5 protein-coding genes and 3 pseudogenes are annotated in these 10,995 nt (G+C 67.3%); 1 reads left to right on the top strand and 7 read right to left on the bottom strand.

Annotation, left to right across the window (positions count from 1 at the left end; all coding sequences use genetic code 11):
* From EYW49_RS10120 to EYW49_RS10100, 5 genes and pseudogenes are all read right to left on the bottom strand, one after another.
* Positions 1 to 144: pseudogene (locus tag EYW49_RS10120) on the bottom strand (IS256 family transposase); the annotation flags it as partial.
* A 100-nt stretch (positions 145 to 244) separates the two neighbouring features.
* Positions 245 to 955 (bottom strand): annotated as a pseudogene (locus tag EYW49_RS10115) (integrase arm-type DNA-binding domain-containing protein); the annotation flags it as partial.
* Between the two features lie 959 nt (positions 956 to 1,914).
* The gene (locus tag EYW49_RS10110) at positions 1,915 to 3,651 is read right to left on the bottom strand and encodes a ShlB/FhaC/HecB family hemolysin secretion/activation protein (RefSeq protein WP_206365440.1); all 1,737 of its coding nucleotides are present in this window, start codon (positions 3,649 to 3,651) and stop codon (positions 1,915 to 1,917) included.
* 104 nt (positions 3,652 to 3,755) lie between these two features.
* Entirely contained in the window at positions 3,756 to 7,616 is a 3,861-nt protein-coding gene (locus tag EYW49_RS10105) for a beta strand repeat-containing protein (protein WP_131309135.1), read from the bottom strand.
* 240 nt (positions 7,617 to 7,856) lie between these two features.
* A complete protein-coding gene (locus EYW49_RS10100; protein WP_228259558.1) occupies positions 7,857 to 8,723 on the bottom strand; it encodes a hypothetical protein in 867 nt (288 codons plus the stop codon).
* A 164-nt stretch (positions 8,724 to 8,887) separates the two neighbouring features.
* Between EYW49_RS10100 and EYW49_RS10095 the strand changes: the two are divergent.
* Positions 8,888 to 9,141 (top strand): annotated as a pseudogene (locus tag EYW49_RS10095) (IS3 family transposase); the annotation flags it as partial.
* 41 nt (positions 9,142 to 9,182) lie between these two features.
* On the opposite strand, the gene EYW49_RS10090 reads toward EYW49_RS10095, so the two are convergent.
* Both EYW49_RS10090 and EYW49_RS10085 read right to left on the bottom strand, forming a co-directional pair.
* Positions 9,183 to 10,382: a CmpA/NrtA family ABC transporter substrate-binding protein gene (locus tag EYW49_RS10090; protein WP_131309132.1), complete on the bottom strand. Its 1,200-nt coding sequence runs from the start codon at positions 10,380 to 10,382 to the stop codon at positions 9,183 to 9,185.
* A gap of 15 nt (positions 10,383 to 10,397) precedes the next feature.
* Entirely contained in the window at positions 10,398 to 10,985 is a 588-nt protein-coding gene (locus EYW49_RS10085; protein ID WP_131309129.1) for an ANTAR domain-containing response regulator, read from the bottom strand.
* Positions 10,986 to 10,995 lie beyond the last annotated feature (10 nt).

The raw sequence follows: 10,995 nt of genomic DNA, 5'->3' as shown, positions 1-10,995 counted from the left end.
CTTCTCGCCCCATTCGGCACCGGTGTGGGCGCCGATCTCCAGCTCCATCAGGCGCTCCGCGGCGAAGCCGATCATCTCGCGCAAAACATCGGCGTCGGCGCTCTTCTCCACGAGCGTCCGTAGGCTCATCATCATGTCGGTCATCGGTGGCTCCTCGGTCGGGTTGGTTCTCGCAACTCCGACCATACCGCCGCACCGCCGATGACCACCGTTCTCGTCAGCTACACCACTTCATGGGACACGACCCAAGGGTTCGGTACTCGGCCTCACTGAGGCGACGATTGCGCACGTTATCCTTGGGCTTCTTAAGGCCATGCGCCGGGTTGCGTTCGATGATGCATGCATCAACGGCGTAAGTCAGGATGCCACCCAGCAGGCCGACCGTCCGCGTTGCCGTCCCAGCGCCGCCGCGCACAATGGACATACCTCGTAGCTTCTTGGTCTTCACGGAAACGCGCGTCTTCCCTGCCATAATGTCTTTCAAGACCTTGTTGATGTCGGCCTTGGTGAGATCTTTGACCCGGCGCGCGCCGATCAGCGGGACGATGTGCCGATCGATACGGCCAGTGTCCGTGCCGATCGTTGTGGGCTTTTTCGGGCGGCCGCCCTTGCCCAGGATCAGTCCCGCGTTGAGGTCGGCGACATAAAGCGCGCAGAGCTCCTTGACGGTGATGGCCTTGTGGTCGAGCTGACGTTCTTCGGCGGGATTGTCTCCGCGCGCGATACGGCCGAGTTGAATTTTTGCTTCCTGCCGGGCGGTTTCCGGCGTCCAGACGCCATGTAGGCCGATGGTGTAGCGCCTGGTGCGGCCCGCCGCGCGGTACTGGATCAGATAGCTACGCTTACCCGATGCGAAGACACGCAGGCCAAAGCCCGGCAATTCGTCATCCCAGATGAAATAGTCTCTTCCATCGATCTCGGCCGCGTCTACGATCCGCTTGGTCAGCTTTGCCATGTGGCGCCTCCTCCGCTGGAAAGGGGCTGTTTCTGCGGAAGCACCACGGAAGCAGCCGGACGGAAATTGCAGCGAACTTTCGGATAGAGGTTTCGGCGTGAATTTTGTGATAGTCTAGTCTTTTCAGGTGGTTGTAGTGTCATAGCGTACCCTGTCGCATATTTAGGATGGGTGCGCTAAATTGCTCCGAAGGCAGAGGTCACAGGTTCGAATCCTGTCGGGTGCGCCATTCACGTAACAATTTCAGCTTGTTTTCAATGGCTTGAGTGACACGCCATTCGAGTTGGTACCCAACTCGTACCCCGACCCGGTACCCGGTTGGCGAGTTTGGTGCGCCACGATGGAGCGCCAGCCGATCACGCGGCGAGTCGGTCGAAGATGTCCAGTCTCTTCAGCTTGGCGCCGGTGTGCGGGCATCCGCGCTTGCCGATGAGCGAGAGGCGTCTCGGCCTGTCGGGAACAAGTGAGGCTCACGCCCCGTCCGCCCCCTTTGGCTCTAAGGGAGTTGGGAGGGCCACGGTCATGGTGGCCGCCCTCCCTTTCGCGTCGGTACGGTTTTCGCCGTCCCTGCCGAGCCTCCGGCGTCTCTTCACCTGCACCCGAGCGGATCACGAGGTTCTCGGGTCGGAGGTTGCGGGGGGGCCCATCGAGGCGGCCGATCCATTCGAAGGACCGGCGATCAGGCGCCACGATGACGGTTGGTCTCCCCCGCCCTCGGGAGACGACAGGCGCGGACCTTCGGTGAGGCTCCGCTGGCGAGGCGCCGGCGCGGCGATACCCCGGCATCGCGCAGGGGGCCGAACGCCTCCACCGAGGACCGGGCTCGACTGTTCGAATCGGCGAGACCGCCTCCGCCCCAAGGCGAACAGCACAGACGTCTCGGCAGGACCATGACGACAATCAGACGGTTGTAGAAGGCGACAAGGGGCGGGCCGGCGGCGGCAAGCGGCCGCACGGCGTCAGAACCGGGTCGAGACGCGCAGGTTGAACCGGTCTTGGGTGGGGATGCCGGTCGCCGCGCCATGGGCATATTCGAGCGTCAGCGTCGCCGACTGCGGCGCCTTCTCTTCCGACAGACCGAACCGGATGCCGGCACCCAGAGAGCTCGCCCGGGTCAGACGCGCCTCGACCGCCGACGGCTGCTCGAGTCGGGCGAACCCGCCGGCCCCGAAGACATAGGGCGCCGCCGCGGCGCCGAACGGACCGCCGAGGCGCTGCGCCAGCGGAACCGAAACCTCGGCGCGCACCGCAGCGCCCGCGTCGCCCTGCAGCAGGCCGCCGTCGAACGCCGACAACCAATCGAACCCGCCCAGCCCGATCTGTTCGGAGGAGGCGAGCACCTGACCGAACGAGGTCTGCGCCTTGGCCGCCAGCGACAGATGCAGGCGCTCGTCCAGGACGGACTGGGCATAGGCCACCGAGGCCTCCAGCTTCTGGAAATCGGGTCTGGCGCCGTCGCGCGACAGCGGCAGGGCCGTGGTCGCGCTGCGGGCCCCGAGCGCATCGAGACCGAAGGAGGCGGTGACACCGCCGCTGATCTGGCCGCCCCGGGGCAGGAGCGCGTCGCCGGTCTGCGTCAGGCGCAAGACCCGCAGCCGATCCTCGGTGAAGGGCGTCCGCACGCCGGCGAGGTCGAGCGTCTGCCGCTCCTCCGTCACATCAAAAGCGAGCGTCGATGAGGTGTTGACGTCGCGCGATCGGACCCAGTTGTAGCCGAGCCTGGTCGAGAAACGCTGGTAGCGATCCGCCATCGTATAGGCGAGCGTCGAGGTCGGATGGGTGCGGCTGTCGACGGCTTCCAGGTTCAGCCAGGCGCCATCCGTGCCGAGCGGCAGCGTGACGCCGGCAATGGCCTGCCGATTGCGCGGGTCCTTGTTGAAGACGCCGTCGTTGAAGCCCGGATAGCCGTTGAGGCGCAGGTAGGCGACCTCGCCGAGACCGAGCAGGCCGTTGGCGTCGACGCCGAGCCCGGCGGAAGAACGGCCGAGGGCGTGCGACATGCCGTTGTCGAACGCGAGCGTCGCCGTGATGGGATCATAGCGGCCTTCGACGACGATGACGGCGGCACCGGGCCTCACGCCCGCCTTCAGCGTCGAGGTCAACATCACCCCCGGCGTATCGCCCGCCAGCAGCAGCCGTCGCTCCAGATCCGCCCGGGTCAAGCCCGATTTGCCGACCAGCGGCGCCAGCATCGCGTCGACGCGATGGCGTATCGGCTCGGGCAGCGCCGAGCCGTCGATCGCCTCGACGAAGCCTTCGGTGACGACGAGGCGCAGGGGCTGACCGTTCCGGATCGTCTGCGGCGGCAGGCTGACACGCGCCAACACGTAACCGGCGCGGGCATAGGCTTCCTCCAGCTTGCGGGCGGCGGCGAAGAGGTCGGCTCCGGTGACGCGTTTGCCCTTCAGCACGGCCTCGATCGCCGCCGTCTCGCCCGACAGCTCCGGCCGGCCGCCCGCGATCGTCAGGCCCGACGGCGTGACGCTGAGCGTCTCGGCCCCCTTCGGCGCCTCAAGACCGGTCGAACCGCCGAGCGTCAGCCCGCCGTCGGCGGTCCGCGCGATGGGCGGTGCATAGGTGGGCAGAGTGATCTGGCTCGCCGTCTGCGCCAGCGCAGGGATGGCCGGGACCATCATGGCAATCGCGACAGACCCCAATCCGGCGGTCACGATCGTCTTCGTCGAACCCGTGATCATGGACTCACCCGACCTTGGTTGGCGCCGCGGACCATCCTCGCGACCGGACCCGGCGCGCGTCCGAGGGATCGACGCGGCGGCGGCATCAGACAGCTTTCCGACCCTCAGGGACTGACGCATGAGCCCCCCGAACCGGCACCGGCCGAAGGGCTGTTGCAGGGCCCGCTCCGAGCAAGGACGAGCCCGTCGGGCAGAGCGCCGGTGAGATCGGCATAGACGATCGTCTGCGGCGTCTGCATGGCCGGCAGACCGATGCCGGCGGCGAACCGGCCGCTGTCGCCGGGCGCCGTGAGCGGGCGGTCGACCGTCAGCGTGCCGCCGACATGGGCGAGCGCATAATTGCCCGCGGCCGCGCCCGCGAGCAGGCCGCCGGCGGCCATCGTGCGATAGGTCCCGGGCGGCGAGGTCGGCGTCGCGTCGGTCGTGACGGTGACGCCGGTCAGGAGATCGTCGGTCTGGCCGTTCCTCCAGCCGGAAACGCCATAGCCGAGCGTCGGCAGCCGCATGCCCTGGAACATCGTGCCATTGTCGGCCGTCACCGTCAGCGTCGCAGGCGTGACGGTGACGGTTCCGTTGACGTAATTGACGGAATAGTTGCCCGCCGCCGCACCCGACAACACGCCGCCGGTTGCGGTGGTGGTGTAGGTGCCGACATTTGACGTCGAGGCCGCGATGCTTGTCACGTCGACCCCGGTCAGAAGACGATCGGTCTGGCCGTTCTTCCAGCCGGAAACGCTGTAGCCGGGTGACGGCGCCGCATCGCCATAGACCATGCTGCCGGTACCAGCCGTCACCGTCAGCGCGGCCGGGGTGACGGTGACGCTGCCGCCGAGATAGGTCAGCGTATAGTTGCCGGCTGCCGCCCCGAGCAGCGTGCCGCCGGAGGCGCTGGTCGCGTACGTGCCGACATCGGAGGTCGAGGAGACACCTGCAACGGTGACGCCATTCAAGAGACTGTTCGTCTGGCCGTTCTTCCAGCCGGCGACGCCGTAGGTCAGAGCCGGACTGTCGCCATAGACCATCGTGCCGGTGCCCGCCGTCACCGTCAGTGTCGCAGGCGTCACCGTGATGGAGCCGGGATAGTAGACGAAGCGGACCGACTGGCCACTCGAGGATGTGCCGCTGCCGCCGGAGAGGCTCGTCGAATAGGTTCCGACATTGCTCGACGCGGTCACGCCCGACGCATCGGTCGGGGCCGTCGTGACGGTGTAGCCGGAGCCGTAATAGGTGAGAGCGACGTTGGCGCCGGCATCACCATAGGTCCTGCTGCCCGAGGCGCCGACCCCGACCACGCCGGATGTTGCATAGAGTTCAGCGTAGTGGAGCTGGCCGTCGCTGGACTGGCTCGCCACCGCATTCGGCCGCGCCCAGACCGTCGTGAAATCCCAACCGGCGGCGCTGGCCAGGGCGTAGAAGCCGCCGGATGCCGTCGAGCCGTCGCGCATCTGCGCCGTGGTGAGCCCGGTCACGCCACTGGCGGAACCGTTGCCGACGCCGTTGGCCTGCCCCGAGGTCTGCCCGTTGTAGAACGATGCGGTGACGGAGTCGGCAAGTTGGTTGTCGCCGATCAGCCCCCCGACATAGGAGCTGCCTCTGACGGAGCCGGTCGCATAGACGTTGACGAGAACGCCTTGATTGCTGCCCACGAGCCCCCCGACAATCGAGCTGCCACCGACGGAGCCTGTGGCGTAGGCATCGGAGATCGTCCAGTTCCCGCTTCCGTGCCCATTCAAGCCGACCAACCCGCCGACATTGGTGGCACCGCTGACCGTACCCGTGGCGTAGGCACCGGTGATCGTCGCGGTGTTGGCGCCGATGAGTCCACCGACCTGATCGTTGCCGCTCACTGTGGTGGACGTATGGACGTTGGTGATGATGCCGTGGTTGGCGCCAGATAGACTGCCCACCGCGACATCGCCGGTCACGCTGCCGCCGATCAGGCCCAGATCGGAGACTTTTGCGCCGGGACCGATGTCACTGAACAAGCCGACGCCAACCTGGCCGCCGCGATTGATGAACAGCCCGGAAATGGTGTGGTTCTGTCCGTCGAGGGTACCGTAGAAGAAGCTGGACGTGCTCCCGACCGGCTGAAAGCCCGCGCCGCCGTTCCAACTCGCGGTGGCGCTGGCGTCGATGTCCCGGCCCAGCGCATAGGTGCCGTTGAGGTTGGTGTTCATGTCCTGGAGATCCTGGACCGTGTTCACCAGCATGTGGGCGGTGAGCGTTCCCGAAGCGATGCGGGAGGAATAGTCGGTCGGCGCCGCAAAGCTGCTCGGGTTGTAGAAAATCGAGACGCCATCTCCTGCGCTCAGCGTCGCCCCGGCGCCGAACGTGACGGTGCCGGTTCCGGTGCCGGAATTGTCCGAACGCAGCACGATCGATGAGCCGGTGCCGCCCGTGAGGTTGGCATTGAGGGTAATGTTGCCATGGGCCGACAGCGTCAGCGTCGAGCCGCTCGACCAAATGACCGGCGCGGCCACCGTGATGTTGCCCGCCTGAGACCCCGCCGAGCCGGAGGCTCCCGTCGTCACCGTCACGTTGGCGCCGGACAGCGCCGCGGTCAGCGTGCCGACATTGATGACGCTGTCGTTGCCGGTTGCCGTGGTGCCGGAGGAGTTGGACGCCGAGCCGGTCGAGATCGTGACGTTGTAGGGATCGAGCAGCAGCGTGCCGAAGCCGCCGGGGCCGGAGAGATCGGTAAATCCGGTATAGGCGAGGACCGCCTTGCCGGAGACTTCCGCGTCACCCCCCTTGCCGGTGCCCGCGCCGCGCGCGGTGATCAGTCCGTCGAAGCTCGTCAGTTGATCCGACCAGACCACGACCCGACCGCCGTTTCCGGCCTGTGTCGCATCGGCGCGGATCACGCTGGAGGCATCGACGCTCACCGTGTCGGCCCGCTGCGTCGTGCCGCTGCCCTGCTGGTCGCCGCCGATCTCGACCGTGCCGCCGCCTCGTGTGCCGGAGGCGTCGACCGTGGCCCCCTTCAGCGCCACGGATTTGCCGGTCACCGTGATCTTGCCGCCCTTGCCGCTGGTCGATGTGGCGCTCACCTTGCCGGACAGCGTGACCTTGCCGCCGTCGCCGCCGCCGATCACGATGGCGCCGTCATGGCCGGAGACGGCGTTGGCTTCGACAACGCCGCTGAGGTTGATCGCATGGCGCGCCGCATCGCGCGCGGTCGCCGCCCGCATCACCGCCGTGCCGCCCTCGGCCGAGATCTTTCCGCCGACCTCGATCAGTGCGCCCTTGCCCTCCGCGCCGGCCTTGGTCGGCACCGCCACCTGCAGGAAGCCGTCGCCGGAGAGATCGAGCGTCGCCTGCTCGCCGGAGCCGAGGCCGATCTTGCCCAAGGGCACGGCGATCAGGCCGTCATTCCTCACCGTGCCGCCGATCAGCGCCGCATAGCCGCCGCGCCCGACGGTGATCACGCCGGCATTGCCGACCCCGGCGGACGCGCCATCGCCGGCGAAGTCGTACTTGCCCTTCAGAAAGTCGGTGTTGGCGATGTCGAGAGTGGAGGCGACGAAGCCGCCGCCGACCTTGACCGTGCCGGTCGAGGTGATCGCAATGCCGTTCGGATTGATCAGATAGACTTGGCCGTTGGCGGTGAGCGATCCGGCGATGGTCGAAGTGGTCGAGCCGGTGACGCGGTTGAGGATGGCCGACGACGCGCCCGGCTGGATGAAATCGACCGTATTGCCCTGACCGATCGAAAAGCCGTTCCAGTTGACGATCGCCCTGTCGGAGCCCTGGCGGACCGTCAGTGCGTTGCCCGACGATGAGATCGACGCCGTTCCCGCCACGACCTGCCCGCCGGTCGGCAGCCCGTCGCCGGCGAGGGCGGGGGGCACCGCCAGCGCCGTCGTGGCCAGCAGCGCGGCCAATCGATGGCTCCGACCGAACCGCGCACGGCGGAGCGAACCGGCCGCGGCGAAAAGGTACTGGTCGCGGTACCGCTTGAACATCCTGAGCTCCTGCAACACGCATCCGCCGCCGCCTCGGTGCACGGAGGCACCTCGGGAGAGACTCGCTTCGCATGCCTCGCTCGCGCTTCGGAACCCATGTCGATCCCGTCGCGACGTCGGCCATCCGGCCACGATAAAGGCGCCAAACCTCGTGAGGCCAGCGTGTTCACCGCCTGCAGCCGGGAACTTTTTGGATGCAATTTATGCGGGTATCCGTCGGATCTATGGGCGGTGCCGTCCTCAGGTCGTCCCGGCCAGCCGCTGTCGTGCCAGTCGATAGACCAGATCGCTGCCCGCCATCGTATCGGCCAGGAAGCGGTCGAAGCCTGCGCGGCAGCCCGGTTCGAGGGTGACCGAATTGCCCCGCAGCCGCAGCAGACCCTGACTGCCCGCACCGCGCAGGAGCTCGCGCACATGGGTCCGCGATATCCCGAAACTCTCTCCGAGATCGATGAAGGAGATTTCCTGCGCCGCGTCCGCCTCGGTCTCCAGCCACAGCTGCATGAGCTTGGTCAGCACCATGATACCGGCCTGACGCGGCAGGAAGAACGCGATGGTCGGATTGGCCATGATGAACCGGCGGGCATGGTCGATGAAGGCGAATCCGATCTGACGCGCCATCGCCTGGAACTGTGGATCGCCACGCATCGGTTCCGGATAGCCGGGAACAGGGAACAATTCATGCAAGGGACGGTAATAGACACGCAGTATCCGCTGGTCCTGACTCAGCATCTTCTGTGATGGCTTCAGCAGCTTGACGCGGCGGTCGCCAGGCGCCGTTTCCACGTCGAGATAGCCGATGTCAGACAACCGCCTGACGAGGTCGCGCACACGTCCCCCGCTGGCGATGCCGTGCTTTGTCATCTCCTGCTGCAGCAGCTGGATCGTCGGCCAGGTGTTGCGGTCGTCGGGCAGGTAGCCTGCGTGCATCGTGATGATCGTCAAGAAAATGAAGGCCCGGCCTTCATCGAACAGCATCTGGTTCAACGCTGGCTGATCCTCATGCTGCTCCAGCATCTCGACAATATAGGCAGACCGCGCCCTGGGAAACCCGGGCTCGGCGAGGATTTCTTCGGCCGAAGGGCCAGACGGCATCTCACCGAGCATGACGACAATCCCTGACGTGAACGTCTCACCCCAAATTAGAACCATAAATGTTCCCAGCCGTAAATGAGGCAGAGACCATTGGCAGGACACGTCATTTTCAACACATGCGTCGCGGAAGTGTTCGCAGACCCGTACCGGCGTGACGAGGAGTTCGGCGCGCCGTCCGGCGCGGTGGGCGAGAGCGCGCCCTCGGCACGCGGTCGCCGATGCGGGTGCCGCCGCGGCCGAACCTGGAGCCTCGACTTGGGATCGGATCGGCTCACCGATGGCCGCCGCTTCCGCATTCCGACGATCGTCGACGAGCCGAAGGCCGGCGAAGCCACTGCACCCGCGAGGACATCGCGCTGAATGGCGACAGTCGCTCTCGGGTCTGCGCGCAGCAGCCGAACTCGATCGGTTGGTCGCGACACGCGGCAAACTTCGATATCGGAAGAGGGACCGATCCGGTGCGGTCTTCGGTCAGCCCGAGCGATGGGCGGCGAGCCAGGCTTCCGGGGCGCTGCCCTCGAAGAGCGGCGCCTCGAAGGAGACGACCGTCTCGGTCTGGACCGCCGGACGGCCGAAGGTGGCATCCCAAGGGGCAGAGGAGAAGGTGGCGCGGGCGGCGGCAAAGGCTGCGGCGGGCGGGTCGCGCACCTGACCCCAGCGGACCATCTGGGCGGCGAACCATGCCCCGTCGGTCATGCGCGGCCGATTGACCGGGCCGTTGGCGCCGGTGCCGTGGAAGCGCAGAAAGCCTTCGACATGGGCCGCGTCGCGGTTCTTCTCGACCAGCAGATCGCCCGACAGCGCGCGGGCGACGATGGTCTCGTCGACGCCGATGGTCTCGGGGCGGGCCAGGAGCGCCGCGAGGCGGCCGCGGTTGGCCGGGTCCTCGGCCCAGGCCCCGGCGGCATCGAGGGCGCGCAACAGGGCGGCGAGCTCGTCGGCGCGCCGTTCGGCGAAGCTCTCGTGCAGGCCCAGCACCTTCTCCGGCACCGCCGGCCACAATGCCGCGCAGGGCAGCAACAGGCGGCCGACCCCGGCATCGACGGCACGACCGATCCAGGGCGCGCCGACACAGATGCCGTCGACGCTGCCGCTCGCCATCGCCTCGACCATGTAGGGCGGCGGCACCACCACCAGCCGCAGATCCCGGTCGGGATCGATGCCGGCCGCCGCCATCCAATGGCGCAGTTGGTGGTCGTGGCTGCTGAACGGATAGACCGAAGCGAAGGTCAGCTGATCGCCGCCGGCGCGGGCGCGGCGCGCGACGACCTCGGCCAGCACCCGGCCAGAGGCGCCGGCGTCGCCGAAGGCGCCCCAGTCGCCGCCACCCTCGGTGAACAGCGCCGGCGTCACGGCGATCGAATTGCCCCCCTGGTTGAGCACGTGAGGGGCGATCACCGGCGCCTGGAGGTGGCCGAGTCCGAGGCGGGCCGCCACCGCCATCGGGGCGAGCATGTGGGCGGCGTCGAAATGGCCGAGGACGATGCGGTCGCGGATGTTGGCCCACGAGGTCTCGCGCACCAGATCGAGCTCGAGCCCCTCCGCCGCGGCGAAACCGAGATCGCGGGCGACCACCAGTGGCGCGCAGTCGACCAGCGGCATGAAGCCGATTCTGAGCCGGACGAGATCGCCCGGGGTCGACTCCGCAGCAAGCATGGTTCGGTCGCTCATGTCATCGGCCCCGGTTCATCCCAAGAGGTGCGCGGCGGTCACCACGCTCTGCGCGATGTCGGCTAGTTTCATCTTTTCGTTCATCGCGGTCTTGCGCAGCAGCGCATAGGCCTCCTCCTCGGGAATGCCCTTGGACTTCATCAAGATGCCCTTGGCGCGCTCGATCACCTTGCGCTCGGCGAGCTCGGTGCGGGCCCGGTGCAACTCGCGGGTGAGGTGGTCGAAGGCGTTGAAGCGCGACACCGTCATGTCGAGGATCGACTTGACCCGCTCCTTGCGCAGCCCGTCGACGATGTAGGCGGAGACGCCGGCATCGACCGAGGCCTCGATCATCGCCGTGTCGGACTGGTCGACGAACATCGCCACCGGCCGCTTGACCGTGCGCGAGACCTGGAACATCTGCTCCAGCACGTCGCGCGACGGGCTGGCGAGGTCGATCAGGATTACGTCGGGGTCGATCTCGACGATGCGTCGCAGCAGTTCGTGGGTGGTCGCCAGACGCACCACGTCGAGGTGGCCGGCCTCGCGCAGGCCCTCCTCGAGGATGGTGGCGCGGGTCGGATTCTCGTCGATCACCAGGATGGTCAGAGTTGTGTCGGCCACCGGTCGCCTC

The sequence above is a fragment of the Siculibacillus lacustris genome, assembly GCF_004328075.1.
GTDB classification, from domain to species: domain Bacteria; phylum Pseudomonadota; class Alphaproteobacteria; order Rhizobiales; family Ancalomicrobiaceae; genus Siculibacillus; species Siculibacillus lacustris.
This window is presented reverse-complemented; position numbering and strand designations above follow the sequence as displayed.

Bases quoted from the DNA above. Each gene is read 5' to 3' on its own strand.
- EYW49_RS10105 (WP_131309135.1), bottom strand. From the start codon at position 7,616: ATGTTCAAGCGGTACCGCGACCAGTACCTTTTCGCCGCGGCCGGTTCG.
- EYW49_RS10100 (WP_228259558.1), bottom strand. From the start codon at position 8,723: ATGCTCGGTGAGATGCCGTCTGGCCCTTCGGCCGAAGAAATCCTCGCC.
- EYW49_RS10110 (WP_206365440.1), bottom strand. From the start codon at position 3,651: ATGATCACGGGTTCGACGAAGACGATCGTGACCGCCGGATTGGGGTCT.
- EYW49_RS10090 (WP_131309132.1), bottom strand. From the start codon at position 10,382: ATGAGCGACCGAACCATGCTTGCTGCGGAGTCGACCCCGGGCGATCTC.